Here is a 19,620-nt window from a genome sequence, read left to right on the forward strand (position 1 = left end):
CTCCCCCGCCACCTCGTACCACACAGCATCATCGCCCTGCCCCACTTCCCCCTCACCCGCAACGGCAAGATCGACCGCAACGCACTCCCCGCACCGGATTCCGCGGCCGTCCGTTCCGAGCCGCCCGGCGACGCCGTGCAGCGGCAGCTCGCGGGGATCTGGGCGACGGTGCTGGGCACCTCCGTCGCGGGCATCGGCGTCCGCGACGACTTCTTCGCCCTCGGCGGGCACTCCCTGCTCGCCACGCAGGTCACCGCGCAGGCCGCCGCCGCGTTCGAGGTCGAGCTGCCGGTCGCGGCCCTGTTCCGGGACCCGACGATCGTCGGCCTGGCCGGCGAGCTGCGCCGCGTCGAGCGCCGGCCCGGCTGGATGGACACCGTGGCCGGCATGCGCGAGGCCGTCGCCGCGCTCACCGAGGACCAGGCCCGACGAGCGCTGGCCGCCGCCACCCGGCCCGGCCAGCCGTACGACGAGACAGGAGCACCGCGATGAGCGGCCCGCCGCCCGACCCGGTCGCCGCGCTGCTGCGACCGCCGCCCGGCTGGCCGGCGGAGGAGCACCGGCAGCTGCTGGTGCGGCTGCTGCGCGAGCGGCTGCCCGCCGCGCCGACCGGTCCCGCCACCGTGGCCCAGCGTCAGCTCTGGTTCCTGCAACAGCTGGAGCCGACCAGCACCGCGTACCACATCCTGACGGTGGTGCGGATGACCGGCGAGCTGGACCTGCCGGCCCTGCGCGGCGCGCTCGCCGCCGTCACGGACCGGCACGAGCTGCTCCGGGCCACCTTCGCGATGGTCGACGACGAGGTGGTCGTGCGGATCGGTCCCTGCGCACCGGTGCCGCTACCGGTCGTCGACCTGGGCACGACGGACGCCGCGACCCGCGAGCAGCGGATCCGGCAGGAGCTGGAGAAGGCCCACGACGAGCTGTTCGACCTCGCCGACGGCCCGCTGCTACGGGCGGTGCTGATCCGTTGCGGCGCCGCCGAGCACCTGCTCGCGGTCACCGTGCACCACATCGTCTTCGACGGCGGGTCCCGCCCGGTCTTCTGGGAGCACCTCGCCACGGCGTACGACGCGCTGCGGGCGGGGAGGGTGCCGGACCTCGACCCGCCGGTGCCCGACGACGAGGACGACGACGAGGACGACTTCGCCGACCCGGAGGACCCGGACGCGGCGCTGGCCTACTGGCGCGAGCGGCTGGCGGGCCTGCCGGACCTGGACCTGCCCGGCGTCCGCGACCGGGCGTCCGGGGCGTTGACCGCCGGGCGGCGGCTGGACGTCCCGCTCGACCGGGACGTGACGACGGCCCTGACCCGGCTGGGCCGGTCCCGGCGGGCCACCCCGTTCATGACGCTGCTGGCCGCGTACCTGGTGCTGCTGTCCGTGCGCACCGGCAGCAGCGACGTCGCCGTGCTGTCGCCGACGACGGGCAGGACGAGCGAGGCCGACGAGAGCCGGATCGGGTACTTCGTCAACACCGTGGTGCTGCGCGGCGACCTGGGGGGGAACCCGACCTTCGCCGAGGTGGTCGACCGGGTCCGGGACCTGACCCTCGGGGCGTACGCCCACATGGCGGTGCCCTTCGAACGGATCGTGGACGAGGTGCGTCCGGCGCGGGTGCCGGGCCGGATGCCGTTCTCGCAGTTCGCGTTCAGCGTGGAGGGCCGACCCGCGCCCCCGCCCCGGCTCGCCGGCCTGAGCACCGCCTGGATCGACGTCGACACCGGCACGGCGAAGTTCGACGTGCAGCTGGACGTCCTCACGGACGACTCGGGCGGGCGCGTGGCGGCCTGGACCTGGCGCGACGAGCTGTTCGACCCGGCGGACCTGGCCGCCGTCGCCGACGACTTCGTCGCGCTGCTGGGCGCGGTCGTCGCCGACCCGCAGGCCACCCTCGACGCGCTGCCGGTGCGCCGGCCGGTGCCGGCCCCGGGCGTCCGGGCGGCGGCCCCGCCGCCCGCGGCGCGTGCTCGGCCGGGCGGGACCGCGTCCGGCACGCTGGTGCACCTCGGCGGGCCGACGGACCGTCCGCCGCTGGTCCTGCCGCACCCGGTCAGCGGCACGGTCGGCGCGTACGCCGAACTCGCCCGGCTGCTGCCCGCGTACCACCTGGTCGGCATCGAGTCGGCCGCCGACGCCACCGGCGACTCCGTCGACGCGCTCGCCGAGGCGTACCTGGCCGAACTGGTCGCCCGCTGGCCGGCCGGCCCGTACCGTCTGTGCGGCTGGTCGATGGGTGGCCTGCTGGCGTACGAGATGTCCCGCCGGCTGGTGCGGGCCGGGCGCGCCGTCGACCTGCTGGTGGTCGTGGACACCGCGCCCGGGCAGGCGCGCCCGGCCGGCGAGGGGAGCGACGACGCCGCGGTGGCGGCCCGGTTCGCCGCGGACCTCGCCGCGTCCCTCGGTCGGGACCACCCGGCGCCGACGGCCGCGACGCTCGCCGCGCTGCCGGTCGAGGAGCAGACGATGCTGCTGCGCCGGTGGCTGGTGGACGCCGGGGTGACCCCGGTGGCGCTGCCGGTGCGCGAGGTGCGCCGCCGGGTGGAGACCTTCGCCCGGCACGTCACCGCCGTGGCCGGGTACCGGCCGGAGGGCGTGGAGCTGCCGGTGACCGTCGTCCAGGCCTCCGCGTCGCCGCGCTGGCAGCCGCGCTGGGAGCGCTACGTGGGCGCCCGGACCACCGTGCACGAGTACGAGGGCGACCACTACTCGCTGCTGCGCCGGCCCACCGTGGAGCGCATCGCCGGGTGGCTGGCCCGCGCGCTGGACGGTCGGTGAGCGCGGGCGCTCCGGCGGGTGACGCGCGCGTGGGGCCGCCCGGCGGTGGCCGGCGGCCCCACGCGGGCGGGTGCGTTCGGGCGCTGGGCGGGACGGCCGCCGGGCGCTGACGGAACGGTCACGCCCGGGCGGCCGGCCCTCCCGTCCGCGTTACCGCGCCTCGGCCGCCATCGCCCGGCGCAGGCTCAGCGGGCGCATGTCCGTCCACACCGAGTCGATGTGCTCCAGGCACCGGGCCCGCGGCCCGACGAAGCCCTCGGCACGCCAGCCCGCCGGGATCTCCCGCCCTTCCGGCCAGATCGAGTACTGCTCCTCGTCGTTCACCACGACCCGACAGATCTCGGCCGTCTCCGGCTGCTCCACCGTCATCTTCTTCTCCTCACACCTCGGACACCATGGCCAGGGCCCGGTCGATCCCGGCGATCCCGTCGGTCAGCTCCGCCTCCGTGATGGTAAGCGGGGGGAACAGGTGCAGCCGGTTGCCCGCCGCCAGCGGCCAGACGCCCTGCCGCTTGCACGCCGCCAGGACGGCGGCCATCTCGGGCGCCAGCGTCCCCGGGGCCGCGTACGGCGCCAGGGGCTCGCGGGTCGCGCGGTCCCGGACCAGTTCGACGGCCCAGGCCAGGCCGACGCCGCGTACGTCGCCGACGATCGGGTGGCGCTCGGCCAGCTCGGCCAGCGCCGGGCCCACCACGTCCCGGCCGAGTACGGCCGCCCGGTCGACCAGGTTCTCCTCCCGCAGCACCCGCAGCGCCGCCACGATGGAGGCGCAGGCCAGCGGGTGCCCGGAGTAGGTGAGCCCGCCGGGGTAGCGGCGGTGTGCGAAGTGGGCGGCCACCGCGCGGGACAGCAGCACGCCGCCCACCGGCACGTAGCCGGAGTTGACCCCCTTGGCGAAGGTCATCAGGTCGGGCACCACGTCCCAGAGGTCGCCGGCGAACCACCGGCCGCACCGGCCGAAGCCGGTCATCACCTCGTCGGCGATCAGCAGGATCCCGTGCTCGTCGCAGAGCCGGCGGACGCCGGCCAGGTATCCGTCCGGCGGGACCAGCACGCCGTTGCTGCCCACCACCGGCTCGAGGAGGATCGCGGCGATGGTGTCCGGGCCCTCGTAGCCGACGAGCCGGCGCAGGTGCTCCAGCGCCCGGTCGCACTCCTGCGCGGCGTCCTCCGCGTGGAAGTCGCTGCGGTACGGGTACGGGCCCATGAAGTGCACGGCGCCGCCGCTGGCCGTGTCCACCGGCCAGCGGCGGGGGTCACCGGTCAACGCCAGCGCCCCCGCCGTGGCACCGTGGTAGGACCGGTAGGCGGCGAGCACCTTCGGCCGCCCCGTGACCACCCGCGCCATCCGCACCGCGTGCTCCACGGCCTCCGCGCCGCCGGTGGTGAACAGGACCGTCTCCAGGTCCCCCGGGGCGACCTCGACGATCGCCCGGGCCGCCTCGTCGCGGATGTCGACCGCGAACGACGGCGCGATCGTGCACAGCCGCCCGGCCTGCTCACGCAGCGCCGCGACCAGGGCCGGGTGCTGGTGGCCCAGGTGCAGGTTGCCCATCTGGGCGTGCAGGTCGAGCCACCGGTTGCCCCGGTCGTCCCAGAACCAGCTGCCCGCGCCGCCGGCGACGCGGACCGGGTCGATCTCCTCCTGGGCGGACCAGGGGTAGAAGACGGGCCCGGTCACGACGCGCGCCGTTCACGGACCAGGTCGACCTGCTCGGCCAGCGTCGGCGCCGCGAAGACGTCCTGCAGGGAGAGCCGGACCTGGTACGCCTTGCGGATCCGACCGATCAGGCGGATCGCGAAGAGCGAGTCGCCGCCCAGGTCGAAGAAGTCGTCCCCGGGATCGACGCCGTCGACCTGGAGCAGGGCGGCCCAGATCTGCCCGAGCTGGTCGAGCACCTCGGACCGACCGTCGTCGGTCGCCGGGCCCGCCGCGGCGGGCGGCTCCCCCGGGGGCGTCGCGGGTGGCACCAGTTCCAGCCGTCCCGCCGTGGTCCACCGCACGGTGGCCCCGGTGTCCCGCATCCGCACGCCCGGCGTCGCGGCGTACGGGTCGTCGACGTCGCCGGCGCCGCTGACCCACAGCCGCCCCGGGGTGTTCACCGGCACGGGTCGCGCGCGGTCGTCGAGGACGTAGCAGCGGGCCACGGCCGGCAGGCCGTCCTGGCCGGCCAGCGCGTCCGGCAGCCGCGCCGGGTTCCAGCCGTCGAGCACGGCGCGCAGCTCCCGGCGGGGCATCGCGGACAGCTCGCCCACCCGCCGGTCCTGGCCGGCGACGAGCTGGTCGAGCACGGTCAGCGTCGAGTCGAGGATCCGCTGGACGGTGGCCCGGTCGAACAGGGCGAGCCGGAAGTCCAGGCTGCCCACCATCCGGTCCTCGCCGACCTGGTTCACGGCCAGCGCCAGGTCGTACTTCGCCGACGTCCACTCCGGCGGTTCCAGCCGGACCGCCTCGACCTCGCCGAGCCGGAACCGGTCCGGCACCGCCCGGCCGTACCGGACGCAGACCTGCACCAGCGTGGAGACCGCCGGGTCGCGGCGCGGGCGCAGCTCGCCCACCAGCGTGTCGAAGGGCACCCGGCGCAGCTCCAGCGCGGTCAGCACGCTGCCCCGCACGTCGTGCAGGAACTGGGCCACGGTGGCGTCCCGGTCGACCCGGACCCGCAACGGCAGCAGGTTGACCAGGCAGCCGATCAGGTCGCGGGTCGACTCGTCGTCGCGTTGCAGGCTCGGCGTGCCGATCAGCAGGTCGTCGCCCGCGCCGTACGCGCTCAGGGTGCGGGCGAACGCGGCGGTCAGCAGCGTGAACGGGCTGGTCCGCGCCGCGGCGGCGGCCGACACGAGCCGGGCGGCGAGGGCGTCGTCGACGGTGAAGCGCACCGACCCGCCCCGGTGGTCGAGGACCGGCGGCCGGGGCCGGTCCGTCGGCAGGGAGATCACCTGTGGGGCCCCGTCCAGGTAGCGCCGCCACCGGGCGAGCTGGTCGGCCATGCCGGGCCCGGCGAGTTCGGCCTGCTGGCGGCGGGCCACGTCCGCGTACCGGCACGGCACGTCCGGCAGCCGGACCGGCTCGCCCAGCGCGTGGGAGGGGTAGAGCCGGGCCAGTTCGGCGAAGAAGATCTCCGCCGCCGTCGGGTCGGCGGCGACGTGGTGGACCACCAGCAGCAGCGCCGTCCGGCCGCTGGGCAGCAGCGCGGTCGCGACCCGGATCGGCCACTCCCGGCCGAGGTCCCACCGGCGGTCCCGGAACTCCGTCACCCGTGGGTCGCTGGCCCAGCCGTCCGCGGGCGCGTCGGTGAGGTCCAGGCGCGCGATGGTCAGCGGCGCCGCCGGATGGATCCGCTGGACCGGCTCCGCGTCGATTTCGACGATGGTGGTACGCAACGCCTCGTGCCGGCGGACGATCTCGTCCACCGCCGCGTGCAGCGCGCCGGCGTCCACGGCCCCGGTCAGCTCGACCGCCGCGTCGAGGTGGTACGCCGCCCCGCTCGTGCCGGCCTGCTCGGCCAGCCAGATCGCCCGCTGCGCCACCGACAGCGGCGCCGTGACGTCGTCGGCGTCCCGCCGTTCGGGGGCCACCACGCGGGGCAGCTCCAGCGTCGGGGCGGCGTCGGCGTCGTGCCGCACCGTCAGCACCGGCGCCACGTCCCGGGGGACGGTCAGCGCGTTGTCGGCGTCCGCCCCGGTGATCGCCAGCCGGATCCGCTCGCCCGCCGCGAACCGGTAGGCGATCGGGTGCAGCTCGATCTCGAGGCGGGCGTCGCCGGGAGCGCCGTCGACCTGGCCGCAGCCCTCGGTGACGTACAGCGAGGTGCCGTCGGGGGCGACCGACTCCAGGTAGGCGAAGACGTCCGCCGGGCCGTCGGTGACCCGGGCCGCCAGGCACAGCACCGGGGCGCCGACCAGCTCGACCGCCTCGGTCAGCGGGTCGGAGGTCCAGCACAACGCCCGGGTGTCGTTGTCGGTCAGGTCGGGTCGCTGGAAGGGCGAGCCGTAGCCGCTGGCCCACCGGCTGGTCTTGCCGGACGTGGTGGCGTAGTCCACCTCGTACCGCCGGGCCTCGCCGGCCCGGGGTTCCGGTCCCAGCTCGCCGGCCGGACCGAGGTGCCACGTGCCGGTCGTCGCCGGCTCCGGCGGCCAGGACCGGGCGGTACGCCACCCGTCGGCGCCCAGCACGTGGTACCGGACGGCCGGGCCGTCCATGATCCCGGTGTCCCGGCCCCGCAGCCAGTGGTCGAACCAGCGCACGTGCTCGTCGGCCAGGTTGTAGCCGGCGCCGCCCAGCACCCCGCCGGTGTGCGCCCAGGGGCCGATGACCACCCGGTGCGGCACGGTCAGCCGGCGGGCCCACTCGGTCGCGTCGCGCGCCCAGACGTCGTGCCAGCCGCCCAGGTGGTAGACGGCGACCCCGGAGGCGTTGATCGCCTCCAGCAGCGCCGACGGGCTGCGGGTCAGGTACGCCGCCTCGCCGGTGTCGGCCAGCCGCGACTCGCGTGCGGGCAGGCCGGCGAACATCGTCCGGACGTCCCGGTTCGCCACGTGCTGCTCACGGGCGGCGGCCAGCAGGAGACCGTCCGGGTCGTCGTCGAGGGGCGCGACCGGACCGCGCAGGTCGAGTTCGCGCACGTCCTCGCCCCAGGCGCGGGCGAAGTCGTCCCGGAACACCCCGCCGTCCCACGCGAAGCGGTACAGGTCGAACAGCGCCATCTGCGGGAAGATCGCCACCAGGTGCGGCGGGGCGGTGCTCGCCGCCAGGTACTGCGACACCCCGAGGTAGGAGCGGCCGAACATGCCCACCCGGCCGTCGCACCAGGGCTGGGCGGCGATCCACTCGGTGACGTCGTACGTGTCGGTCGCCTCGGCCGTGCCGAACGGGCCGTCGCTGGTGCCGAACGACGCGCCGCTGCCCCGGCTGTCCACCACCACCACGACGTAGCCCCGGGCCAGCAGGCGCTGCGCGACCGGGAAGGCCCGCAGCGTCACCTCCCCGGGGGCCACCTCGGCCACCCCGAGGTCCTCGATGTCGGTGAGGTCGACGTCCGCCAGTTCGGCGCGCACCACGGCCAGGAAGTCGTCGCGCCCGGGGCGCGGCGACACCTGGTGGTAGCGGTCGTGGGCCCAGACGACGGGCGCGGGGTCACGCTGGCCGACCGGCCGGAAGACGTACGCGGCCAGCCGGGTCCCGTCGCGCGTGGCCACGTACCGGGACTGGCACGTCCAGCTGCGGCTCATGCCAGGTCGGCCCGTCCGTAGAGTTCCCGCGCCGGCACGCCGACGTCGGCGCAGCGCTGGAAGAACTCCGCCATCTGCTTGAGCTGGTACGACTCGTCGGTGTAGTTCGTCGCCATGACGAACACCAGCCAGGGCTCGCGGCCCATCGCGTACACGTACGCCTGCCGGGCCCGCAGCCGCCGCACGATGCCCATGGCCTCGACGGCGTCGGAGCCGTTGAGCTTGCGGCTGCGGCTCATCTTCTGGTCGATGCGGCGGGAGAAGAGCGGACCGTACATCCAGGACAGCGGGGCGCCGTCGCACTCCATGCCGAGGAAGGCCATGTCGACGTCGCCGATCATGTCGTGGATGTGGCCGAACAGCGCCGGGTCCACGCAGCGGTTGTCCGCGCCGAAGTAGAGGTTCTTCCCGCCGGTACGCACCGAGTAGGTCACCTTCGCGGCGATGTCGAGGTCGCAGTGCTCGCCGACGAAGGGGCAGACCACGATCTGGCCGTCGGGCAGCTCGATGGTCTCGCCCGGCTCCACGTCGACCACGTTGGGGAAGCCGAGCGCCTCCAGGCACAGCCGCAACGACGGGTCCTGCAACGCACCGGCGGCGGTCTTCGGCACGACGACCGTGCCGATGCGGTGCCGCAGCTTCAGCAGGGTGGCCAGTTCGAGGTGGTCCTGGTGCCCGTGCGTGATGAGCACGTAGTCGATGACGTCGGGCAGGTCGGCGTAGGCGTACCGGTCACCGTCGCCCAGGGCGTCGGACAGGAACGGGTCGGTCATCACGGTGACCGGGCCGGACTGCACCACCACGCAGGCGTGCCCGAAGTAGCGCACCCGCAGCCCCGGGCCGTCCAGGTTGCGGTCCGGGCTCCCGCCCGGCTCGGCCGAGAACAGCCCGCTGAACGTCGCCAGGTCGGCGTCGGAGACGTCGAACGCCTCCCGCAGCTCGCCGAAGGGCCGGGCCGTGGTCATGGTGGAGAAGAGCAGGTCGATGCGGGGATCACGCAGCGGCATGGTGGCCTGCACGTGCCCGTTGCCGGGGAACCGCGGGGTGGTCATCGCGAAGGGCCGCTCGTCGCCGGTGGCCAGCGACAGGTCCACCGAGTGGGCGGTCTCGTCGAAGTGCCGCGACCGGTAGAGCATCCGCTCGGCGAGCCGGATCCGGGCGTGGTCGTTGAGGTCGTAGACCAGCTCGACGTAGCCGCGCAGGGCCGGCGGGATCTCGCCGTAGCGAGGCGTCAGGTCGAACCCGTCGGCGAGCTTCTCCAGGTTGACCGTCAGCTCGTCCATGGCCGCCGACAGGTCCGGCATCGGCCCGTCGGCGAGCCGGCCGACGAGGTCGGACACCCCGTCGAGGTGGTCGTCCTCGAGGTCGACGAACATGCCGCCGCGCAGCTTCGGGTCCCGGGCCGAGCGGCGGTGCAGCGCCGGCGCGTCGAGGAACGAGCGCAGCAGCGGCACGTGCAGCTTGGCGAAGTTCATCGCCGCCGGCACCGGCGACACCAGGTTCAGCCAGGCGTAGTACCGGTGGATCAGCGGTTCCAGCGCCAGGTTGGGCCGGGCGTGGACGAGGTCGTGGCTGGCGAAGGGCTGGTTCATCGTTCTCCCCCGGTCGGGTCGACCCGCAGTCGGTCACGGACGGTCCGGACGACCTGTGCGAGGTTGTGGAAGTCTTCGTCGTCGGTGGGGGTGTCCAGCACGAAGGTGCGTACCCCGGCCCGGATCATGCCCAGCAGCCGCTCGACGGCGCCGGCGTGGTCGGCCACCAGGTACGGCCCGTCCGCCTGGCCGGAGCGGAACGGCGCGAGCCGGTACGCCGGGTCGACGGTGACGGCGCCGTGGCCGGCCTCCGCCTCGGCGAAGAGCCGCTGCTTCCAGACGGAGTCGGTGTTGGCCATGGTGACCGCGGTGATCTTCGCGCCGTCCGGGTCCTCCGGGAACCGGGCCTCGGCGGCCCGCTCGGTCTCCTGGGCCGTCGCCCGGGTCAGCAGCCCGAAGTTCAGCGCGCCCGGCGCGCCGTCGGCGTCGGGCCGGGCCGCCGTCAGCATCTGGATGCTGGTGGCGCCCACCCGCTCGGCCACCTGCCGGGCGGCCGGGGACTGTCCCGCGACGAACAGCCGCGGCAGCAGGTGCGCGGGCAGGCCGGGCGTGAGCTGCAACCGGGACACCTGGTAGAACCGCCCGTCGAAGCTGAACGGGCGGCGGCTGCCCAGCACCCCCATCATGATCTCGACGTACTCGGCGAGGCGCGCGTACCGGTCGTCGTGGTCCAGCCGGTCGCCGAGCGCGTCCAGGTCGCTCACGGCGGTGCCGGTGATCAGGTTGAGGTCGATCCGCCGCTGGTAGAGCAGGCCGAGCGAGGCGACCATCCGGGCCGCGGTGAACGGGTGCTGGTAGACGGGGTTCACCGCGACCAGCGGGCTGAGCCGGGTGGTGCCGGCCGCCGCGGCGGTCGCCAGGATCCAGGGGTCCAGCACCGCGCCGCTGCCGGTGAAGATGAGCACCCCGTCGAGGTCGGCCGCGTCGGTGCGGCGGATGACGGACATCGCCGTGTCCGCGTACGCGGTCAGGTCACGGACCCGGGGCACCACGGTGATGAAGCTGACGTCGGGCACGGCCTCACGCTCCCTCTTCGGTGACCGCGGCGAGCGCGGCCCGGATCTCCTGCGCCTCGCGCAGCTTGCCGTCGATCACCTCGGCGAGCGCGGCGACGGTGGGGTTCTGCAGGAACACGCCGAGTTGCAGCTCGACGTGGAAGGCCTGGGCGAGGTCCCGCAGCGTGCGGGCCGCGCTGAGCGAGTCCGCGCCGAGCATCAGCAGCGAGTCGTGCGGCCCGATCCGGTCCACCCCGAGCCGGCGGCGCCACACGGCGGCCACCGCCTCCTCCAGGACCGAACCGGCCGCCGGCTGGGCGTCGGCGGGCGGGGCCGCCGGCGTCGGGCCGGTCACGGGCGCCACGGCCACCGGGTCGACCCAGTGCCGCGAGCGCTGGAACGGGTACGTCGGCAGGCCGACGCGACGCCGCGACGCGCCCTCGTGCAGGGCGGCCCAGTCCACCTCGACGCCCCGGCGCCACAGCTCGCCGAGCGTGCCGAGCAGCCCACGGAGGCTGCCGGCGTCGTCGGTCAGGGCCAGCGTCGCCGCCTCGGCCGGGCCGACGGCCAGCGTCAGGTCGGCCTGGGCCGGTGCCCCGGCCGGCGCCGGCGGCTGGGTGCCGGCGCGCAGCGCGCGCCCGGCCTCCGCCACCGTCCAGCGGCCGTCGACGACGGCGGCCGTCACGGCGCCCGGGCCCTCACCGTGGGCGGCGACCGGGGTCACGCCGCAGGCGCCCAGCAGCCGGGCGAGCGCGAGCTGCCCGGTGACGGTGGCGGCGTCGTTCCCGGTCGCGCCGGCACCCGGGTCGACGCCCAGCTCACCGGCCACCCGGTCGAGCTCCGCCCGCAGCCGGGGCAGGGCGTCGCACAGCGCGGCCAGGTCGGGACAGGTGGCGGGGAACGCGTACGCCACGGTGGCGGCCTCCGGCGACGCCTCGCCCGCACCGACGGCGGACAGCGCGCGGGCCGCCTCATCGACGTCGGCGGCCACCACGAAGGCCCGGTGCCGGAACGCGCGCCGGCCGACCTGGCTGGTGTAGGCGACGTCGGCGAGGGCCTGCTCGGGATGGCGCCCGAGGTGCCCGGCGAGCCGCCCGGCGGCGGCGGCCAGCGCCTCGCCGCCGGCCGCGGAGACGGCCAGCAGCACGGCCGGCGGGTTCGGCCCCGGCGGCGCGGGCGGCGGCGCCTGTTCGAGGATGACGTGGGCGTTGGTGCCGCCGACGCCGAACGAGCTGACCGCCGCCCGGCGCGGCCCGGTGCCCTCGGGCCAGTCCCGCAGCATGTCGTTGACGCGGAACGGGCCCCGGTCGAGCGAGGTCTGCGGGTTGGGCTTGCGGTAGTGGATCGACGGCGGCAGCTCGCCGTGGTGGATGGCGAGGACCGCCTTGATCAGCGAGGTCACGCCGGAGGCGGTGTCGAGGTTGCCGACGTTCGGCTTGACCGAGCCGATCGCCCACCCGGTGCCCGGGCCGCCGGCGGCGCCGTACGCCTCCTCCAGGGCGGACACCTCGATCGAGTCACCCATCAGGGTGCCGCTGCCGTTGGCCTCGACGTACTGGATGGAGCTCGGCTCGACGTCGGCGACCCGCAGCGCCCGGCGGATCACCCGCACCTGGCCCGACCGGCCGGGCGCCACGAAGCTGACCTTGCCGGCGCCGTCGTTGTTCACCGCCGAGCCCTTGACCAGGGCGTAGATCCGGTCGCCGGCGCCCTCGGCGTCCTCGCGGCGGCGCAGCACCACCACGCCGGCGCCGTCGCCCAGGTGGTAGCCGGCGGCCTCGGCGTCGAAGGCCCGGCAGCGGCCGTCGGGCGAGTTGACGCCGTCGGCCTCGTGCCGGTAGCCGCGGGGCACCGGGTTCTTGACGCTGACCGCGCCCACGATCGCCATGTCGCACTGGTAGTCGAGCAGGCTGCTGATCGCGTGGTGCAGCCCGACCAGGGCCGAGGAGCAGTTGGTCTGCACCGTCATGCTGGGCCCGGTCAGGTCGAGCTTGTACGAGATGCGGGTGGCCAGGTTGTCCTTGTCGCTGGCGACGGCCATGCCGAGGCGGCCGGCGGAGTCGACCAGCTCCTGCTGGGGCAGCAGGTGGTAGAGCAGGTACTGGTTCAGGCCGCACCCGGCGTACACGGCGATGTCGCCGGGGAAGCGGCGGCTGTCGTAGCCGGCGTCCTCCAACGCCTCCCAGGCGCACTCCAGCAGGATCCGGTGCTGCGGGTCGATCAGCGTCGCGTCCGTCGGCGAGTAGCCGAAGAACTGCGCGTCGAACCGGTCGGCGCCCTCGATGCCGGACCACACCGGCACGTACGCCGGGTCGGCGCGTTCCTCGGCCGGGACGGCGTCCAGCTCGGCGGCGGTCAGCTCGCGGCCGGCGTCGACGCCGCCGCGGAGCAGCTCCCAGAACTCGGCGACGTTCGCCGCGCCCGGAAACCGTCCGCTCATCCCCACGACCGCGATGTCCATCTCGCTGCTCATCGACTTCCCACTTCCTGAATACGCTGGCGCATCAGCCGGCGGCGGTTGGCCACCTGCTCGTTGCGGTCGGGCCCCGGGTCGACGGGCGGGTCCGTCGCCGGGCGCGCGGGCCCGCCGAGGTGCTCGGCGAGCTTGCGCACGGTGGTGTGCTCGTACAGGTCGACCAGCGGGAACTGCCGGCCGAGGAGTTCCTGGAGGCGGATGTGCACCTGGACCAGGCTCAGCGAGTTGCCGCCGACGTCGAAGAAGTTGTCGTCGAGCCCGACGGCGCCGACGCCGAGGACGTCCAGCCAGATCTCGGTGACCTGGGCCTGGAGCCCACCGGCCGCCGGGGCGAGCGGCCGGGCCGCGGCGCCCGCGCCCAGCCGGGCCAGCGCCTCGGTGGCCTCGGCCGCGACGGCGCGCCGGCTCACCTTGCCGGTCGCCGTGGTGGGCAGCTCGTCGACCAGGTGCAGCAGCGGCACCATGAACTCCGGCAGCCGCTGCCGCAGGTGGGTGCGCAGGTCGTGCAGCAGGTCCCGCCGCGCGGTCGCGCCCAGCGGGTCGTTGGCCAGTTCCGGCCAGTCGGCGCGCCGGATCCCGGGCGGGGTCCAGCCGACCGCGTCGTCCGGTCGGGCGGCGGGCCAGAACCGCAGGTCCATCGTGTACGGGTCGCGGGCGGTCGACGGCACCACGGCGGTCCGCCGCCCCAGCGCCTCGCCGATGCTCCAGCAGTCCTCCGGGTCGACCCCGGGCGGCAGCTCGCCCGCCGGACGGCTCACCGGGTCCGGATCGGCGAGACCGGCCAGCCGGCGCACGGGGCCGGCGACCGTGACGAGCCGCGCGTTCGGCACGTCGCGCACCTCGACCGGCCGGTTGCGGTTGCCGCGCAGCAGGCTCCGCAGCCGGGCGACGTCCAGCCCGTCGCGCGTCCAGTCCAGCCGCACCGGCTCGACCGGCCCGGCGGCGTCGCCGTCGGGGGCGGTGCCCACGTGCAGGACGACGTCGTAGCGGAACGCGCTCAGCTCGTTGGCCTGCCGGCCGCGCTTGAGGTGCAGTTCCGCCCCGGTCACCCCGGGCAGCCAGTCCGGCGCGGTGAGGAACAGGTCCGGGGCCAGCACCAGCTCGTCGTCGGCGCGCACCCGGGCGGCGACGCGGCGGCGCAGCTCGGCGACGGTCAGCCCGGGTTCCGGGTCGCCGCCCAGCTCCACCGAGGCGTGGAACACCTCCAGCAGGTCCAGGTCGCGTACGTCGCCGAGGTAGATCCGCCCGCCCGGCGAGGCCGCGGTGACCGCCGCGCGCAGCACCCCGCGCAGGTAGTCGTGGTTCGGGAAGTACTGGGTCACCGAGTGCAGCACGACCGTGTCGAAGCTGCCGGCCTCGATGCCGGTGAGGTCGTCGGCCTCGCGCAGCAGCAACGTGACCGTGTCCCGGTCCACCCCCTCGGCGTCGAGCCGCTGTTCGAGCACCTTGAGGCCGGCGGCGGAGAAGTCCGTGCCGACGTACGCCTCGCAGTCCGGCGCCAGCGCCAGGGTCAGGTTGCCCGTGCCGCAGCCCAGCTCCAGCAGCCGGCGGGGACGCAGCTCCCGGATCCGCCGGACCGCCTGGTCGATCCACTCGCCCATCTCGACGTCGGTGAACGGCGCGCCCGTGTAGCTGCTGGTCCAGATCGCCTGCTGGGCCTCCTCGGCGGGACCGGCCTCGGTGTACATCCGGTCGTAGAGCAGCCGCCAGTCCGACACCCGGGTGGTGGCCGGCGCCCCGCCCGGGTCCGAGCCGGCCGGCGCCGGCCGGGACGAGTCGCCCCGGCGGCGGGGCACGACGGCCGCGACGATCCGCTGTTCGCCGCCGCCGGGCGCCTGGGCGAGCGCGGCCACGGCGGCGGCGACCCCGGGGTGGGCCCGCAGCGTCGCCTCGATCTCGCCCAGCTCGATCCGGAAGCCGCGGACCTTCACCTGGTGGTCGGCCCGGCCCAGGAACTCCAGCCGCCCGTCGTGGCTCCACCGGCCCCGGTCGCCGGTGCGGAACAGCCGCCCACCGGTCCCGTACGGGTCGGGGAGGAACCGTGCCGCCGTCAACGCCGGCTGGTCGAGGTAGCCACGGGCCAGGCCGGCCCCGCCGACGTACACCTCGCCGGCGAAGCGGGGCGGCACCGGCCGCATGGCCTCGTCCAGGACGTAGATCCTGGTGTTGCCGATGGGCCGCCCGACGCTGCCGACCCGCTCCGGGCCGGTGACCACGTCCAGGGTCACGTCGGCGGAGATCTCCGACGAGCCGTAGAGGTCGACCAGGACGCAGCCGGGCAGAGCCGCCAGCCACCGCGCGGCCAGGTCCGGGGTGAGCGCCTCTCCGCTGGAGTGGCAGTAGCGCAGCGCCGACAGGCGCTCGCCGGCGTCGGCGACGCCGTCCAGGATCGCCCGCAGCAACGACGGTACGGCCACCAGGCGGGTGACCCGGTGCCGGGCGAGCAGGTCGACCAGGCGGACCGGGTCGCGTCCGACGTCCTCGGGCACCACGACGACCGGGGCGCCGGCGAAGAGCGGGAGGAACATCTCGCCGCCGGAGTCGAAGAAGCTCAGCGAGGTCTTGTGGCTGCCCACCTCGTCCGGCCCCATCGGGAAGCGGTCCATGATCCACCGTTGCCGGTTGACGATGCCCCGGTGCAGGCCGAGTACGCCCTGCGGGGTGCCGGTGGACCCGGAGGTGTAGACGACGTAGGCCACGTCGTCGGGGTGGGCCGTCGGCCGCGGGTCGCGGTCGTCCTCGGCCGCGAGCGACTCCTCGGCCGGGTCGACCACCTCGACGTCCGGGAGGCCGCCGGCCGCGCCGGGGGCGGCGACGAGCAGCCGGGCCCCGGAGTCGGCGAGCATGAACCGCAGCCGCTCCACCGGGTACGACGGGTCGAGCGGCACGTAGGCGGCGCCGGTCTTGAGGATCGCCAGCACGGCGGTGAGGCTGACCGTGGAGCGGGGCACCAGCAGGCCGACCCGGGTGCCCCGACCGGCGCCCAGCCGGATCAGCCGGTGGGCCAGCCGGTTCGCCGCCGCGTTGAGCTCGGCGTAGGTGAGCCGGGTGGTGTCGTCGATCGCGGCCGGCGCGTCCGGGGTCCGCCGGGCCTGCTCGGCCACGATCTCGGGCGCGCACCGGTCGGTGTCGTAGTCGGCCGTCGTGTCGTTCCACTCCACCAGCACCTGCCGGTGCCGCCCGGCGCCGAGCAGCGGCAGGGCGCCGACCGGGGTGGCCGGCGCCGCGACGGCCGCGGACAGCAGCGCGGTCAGCGCCTCGGCCAGCACGCCCATGGTGTCGGCGTCGAACAGGTCGGTACTGTAGTCGAAGGTGCCGAGCAGTTCGCCGCCGTGCTCGCCCAGGTAGAGCGAGAGGTCGTAGTAGGTGGCCCGCTGCCGCACCGGCCGGCTGCGCACCCGCAGCCCGGCCCAGTCCCCCAGCGCCCCCTCGTGGTTGAGCACCATCGGCGTGAGCCCGAGCCGGTCGGTGCCGCGGCCGTGCTGGTAGGCGAAGGCCGCGCTGAGCAGCGCGCCGCGGCTGGCGTCGGCGGCCTGCCCGAGCCCCTCGACGATCCGCCCGAACGGCACCTCGGCGCGGTCCGAGGCGGCCAGCACCGCGTCGTGGGCCGCCCGCGCGAGGGCCCCGAACTCCGGGTCGGCGGACAGGTCCACCGGCACCGGCAGCGGGTTGACCAGGTAGCTGACCAGATCGGCGAAGCGGCCGCGGACCCGGCCGGCGTGCACGAAGCCCAGCGGGAACGCCGCCTGGCCGGCGTAGCGCGACAGCACCGCCGCGTAGCCGGCGAACAGCACGGCGGTGCGGCTGACCCCGTGCGAGGCGGCGAGCGCGTCGATCCCGGCGCACAGGTCGGCGTCGAGCCGGAAGGCGTGGGCGGCGCCCCGGAAGGTACGCACCGACGGGCGGGGCCGGTCGGTCGGCAGGTCCAGCGGCACGAGGTCGGCGACCTGCGCCTGGCACGTCGCGGTCAGCTCCCGGCCGACCGGAGTGTCCAGGAAGGAGCGCTGCCAGGCGGCGAACTCGGCCGGGTGGGCGGTGGGTGCGGGCGGTGCCGCCGCGTCCCCGGCGGCGTGCCGGCCGTAGCCGGTCGCCAGGTCCTCGACCAGCACCGCCAGCGACCACACGTCCATCACGCTGTGGTGGGTGCACAGCAGCAGCGTGTGGCGGTCGGCCGCGTGCCGGAACAGCACGGCGCGCAGCAGGGGCGGGCCGTCGAAGCCGACCCCGAGTTCCGCCTCGATCTCCTCGTCGAGCCGGCCCGCCGGCCAGCCCGCCGCGTCGCGCACCTCCAGCGTCACCTCGGCGTCGTCGGCCACCCGCTGGGTCACCTCGGCGCCGGAGTCGTCGTAGCGGGTGAGCAGGGCCGGGTGCCGGACGCCGAGGTCGCGGACGGCGCGGGCCAGCGCCGCGGCGTCCAGCTCGCCGTCGACGGTCACCGCGCGGCACAGGTTGAGGTTGGCCGGGTCCTCGGCGAGGGCGCCCTGGAACCAGATCGCGCGCTGGCCGTACGACAGCGGGTAGGGCCGGTCGGCGGCGGCCGGGGCGGCCGGCGGGTCGGCCGGCGCGGGCGCGGCCGGCAGCGCGGCGGCCAGTTCGGCCACCGTGCTGTCGCCCAGCAGGTCGGTCAGGGCCGGGCGGACGCCCCACTCCCCCTCGATCAGGTGTTGCAGCTCCACCGCCCGCAGCGAGTCGAACCCGAGTTCCGGCAGGGAACGCTCCGGGTCGATCCGCTCCGGGTCGACGTCGAGCAGCCCGCCGGCCAGGACGCGCAGCCGCTGCGCCTGCGCCGGTGCGGCGGCCGGGGCGGGACGCGCCGCCGGGCGCAGGGGGTCGTCCGCGACGATCTTGGCGCTGCCCGCGGCGTACGCCCGCGCGCAGTCGCCGCGCCGGGTCTTGCCGCTGGTGGTGACGGGAATGGTGCCGGGCGGCACGGCCAGCACCCGGTGCAGGTCCAGGCCGTGGACGGTCACCACGGCCCGGCGGGCCGCCTCGGCGATGGCCGGCGCCTCGTCCGCCGCCCTGTCGGAGCGGGTCTCGTACCACAGGACCACGGCCTCGCCCACGCCGTGGGCGTCGTCGGCGACCTCCACGCCGAACGCCGCGATCCGCCCGCCGAGGCGGGGGCAGGCGGCGCGGACGGTCTGCTCGATGTCGTCCGGGTAGTGGTTCTGGCCGCGGACGACCACCGTCTCCTTGATCCGGCCGCGGACGTAGAGGTGACCGTCCTGGCGGAAGCCGAGGTCGCCGGTGCGCAGGTAGGGGCCGTCGTCGGGGTCGCCGCCGAGGGTGGCGTGCAGGGTCCGCGCGGACTCCTCCGGCCGGTTCCAGTACCCGTCGACGACGCTGCCGCCACGCACCCAGATCTCGCCGGCGGTGCCGTCGGGGACGGGGTGGCCGGTCGGGTCGACGATGCGGACCTCCGCCTCGGGCAGGATCTCGCAGCCGACCACCTCCGTGCCGGGACGGTGGGGTTCCGGGTCGGCCACCGTGGTCACGACGGGCCGCCGCGGCCGGGCCCGCCCGGCGACCAGCAGCGTCGCCTCGGCCAGCCCGTAGCAGGGCAGGAAGGCCCGCTCGTCGAATCCGTGCGGGGCGAACGCCTCGGCGAAGGCGCGCAGGGTCGCCGCGCGTACGGGCTCGGCGCCGTTGAAGGCCACCCGCCAGGAACTGAGGTCCAGGGCGGCCCGGTCGACCTCGGCGACCTTCCGTACGCACAGGTCGTAGGCGAAGTTGGGCCCGCCGCTGATGGTGGCCCGGTACCGGCTGATCGCCTGGAGCCACCGCACCGGGGTGCGGATGAACGTCGCCGGGTCCATCAGCACCGTCGGCACCCCGAGGTAGACGGGGGTGAGCAGGGTGCCGATCAGGCCCATGTCGTGGTGCGGGGGCAGCCAGGAGGCCATCACCGTCGCGTCGTCGAAGCCGAAGGAGCGGCGGATGGCCCGCAGGTTCTCCAGCAGGTTCGCGTGGCTGACCATCACCCCCTTGGGGGTGCTGGTGGTGCCCGAGGTGTACTGGAGGAACGCCAGTCCGCCCTCGGCCACCGCCGGCTGCCAGCCGGCGGGGGCGGCGTCGAGGGCCTCGAGCTCCAGGACCGGCAGCCGGCGACCGGGCATGAGCGTGGTCAGGTCCACCGCGCTCGTGACCGCGCGGGCGGCCAGCACCGCCGTGGCCTGCGCGTCGTCGAGGATCCGCGCGACGACCGGGGCGCTGGCCCGGTTGAGCCGGGCGGCCAGCGGGACCGGCACGGTGCCGGCGTAGAGGCAACCGAAGAAGCCGGCGAGGAAGTCGACCCCCGCCCCGACGAGCATCAGCACCCGGTCACCGGGGCGGCAGTGCCCGGCCAGGGCCGCGCCGACCCGGCGGGCCCGGGCGTCGAGCGTGGCGTAGTCCACCGTCTCGGCCGAACCGTCCTCGGCCACCAGGTGCAGGGCGGGGCTGCCGGGCTGGACCCGCGCCTGGTGGGACAGGGCGGCGCCCAGGTTGACGACGTCGGTCGCCTCGTGGGTCAACGCGCCGTGGTGCTCGGTCATCTGGCTCTCCACTCG

At 75.7% G+C, this 19,620-nt stretch carries 9 protein-coding genes; 2 read left to right on the forward strand and 7 right to left on the reverse strand.

Annotated elements, in window-relative coordinates; all coding sequences use genetic code 11:
* Both AB0883_RS25975 and AB0883_RS25980 read left to right on the forward strand, forming a co-directional pair.
* The coding region (locus AB0883_RS25975) for a phosphopantetheine-binding protein (protein ID WP_366643946.1) at positions 1-492 on the forward strand (492 nt) is incomplete at its 5' end.
* Complete coding sequence (locus tag AB0883_RS25980) at positions 489-2,777, forward strand: condensation domain-containing protein (protein WP_366643947.1); 2,289 nt, start codon at positions 489-491, stop codon at positions 2,775-2,777. The genes AB0883_RS25975 and AB0883_RS25980, both read left to right, overlap by 4 nt.
* A 150-nt stretch (positions 2,778-2,927) precedes the next feature.
* On the opposite strand, the gene AB0883_RS25985 is transcribed toward AB0883_RS25980, so the two are convergent.
* From AB0883_RS25985 to AB0883_RS26015, 7 genes are read right to left on the reverse strand one after another with little or no spacing between them, the layout of a single operon-like run.
* Positions 2,928-3,146, reverse strand: a complete 219-nt coding sequence (locus AB0883_RS25985) for an MbtH family NRPS accessory protein (RefSeq protein ID WP_366643948.1) — start codon at positions 3,144-3,146, stop codon at positions 2,928-2,930.
* A 10-nt stretch (positions 3,147-3,156) separates the two neighbouring features.
* On the reverse strand, positions 3,157-4,458 hold the full coding sequence (locus AB0883_RS25990) for an aspartate aminotransferase family protein (RefSeq protein WP_366643949.1): 1,302 nt from the start codon (positions 4,456-4,458) through the stop codon (positions 3,157-3,159).
* The gene (locus AB0883_RS25995) at positions 4,455-8,009 is read right to left on the reverse strand and encodes a CocE/NonD family hydrolase (protein ID WP_366643950.1); all 3,555 of its coding nucleotides are present in this window, start codon (positions 8,007-8,009) and stop codon (positions 4,455-4,457) included. The genes AB0883_RS25990 and AB0883_RS25995 overlap by 4 nt, the downstream gene beginning before the upstream one ends.
* Positions 8,006-9,601 (reverse strand): MBL fold metallo-hydrolase, encoded by a 1,596-nt coding sequence (locus tag AB0883_RS26000; protein WP_366643951.1) that lies wholly within the window; start codon positions 9,599-9,601, stop codon positions 8,006-8,008. The genes AB0883_RS25995 and AB0883_RS26000 overlap by 4 nt, the downstream gene beginning before the upstream one ends.
* Positions 9,598-10,617 carry an LLM class flavin-dependent oxidoreductase gene (locus AB0883_RS26005; protein WP_366643952.1) on the reverse strand — a complete coding sequence of 340 codons (1,020 nt, stop codon included), beginning with the start codon at positions 10,615-10,617 and terminating at the stop codon, positions 9,598-9,600. Before AB0883_RS26005 ends, AB0883_RS26000 begins: the two co-directional genes overlap by 4 nt.
* Before the next feature lie 4 nt (positions 10,618-10,621).
* Positions 10,622-13,069: a beta-ketoacyl synthase N-terminal-like domain-containing protein gene (locus tag AB0883_RS26010; RefSeq protein ID WP_366643953.1), complete on the reverse strand. Its 2,448-nt coding sequence runs from the start codon at positions 13,067-13,069 to the stop codon at positions 10,622-10,624.
* Positions 13,066-19,605, reverse strand: coding sequence for an amino acid adenylation domain-containing protein (locus tag AB0883_RS26015; RefSeq protein WP_366643954.1), 6,540 nt, complete (start codon positions 19,603-19,605; stop codon positions 13,066-13,068). The genes AB0883_RS26010 and AB0883_RS26015 overlap by 4 nt, the downstream gene beginning before the upstream one ends.
* Between the last annotated feature and the right edge of the window lie 15 nt (positions 19,606-19,620).

Source organism: Micromonospora sp. NPDC047812 (assembly GCF_040704175.1).
In the GTDB taxonomy this organism is placed as follows: domain Bacteria; phylum Actinomycetota; class Actinomycetes; order Mycobacteriales; family Micromonosporaceae; genus Micromonospora.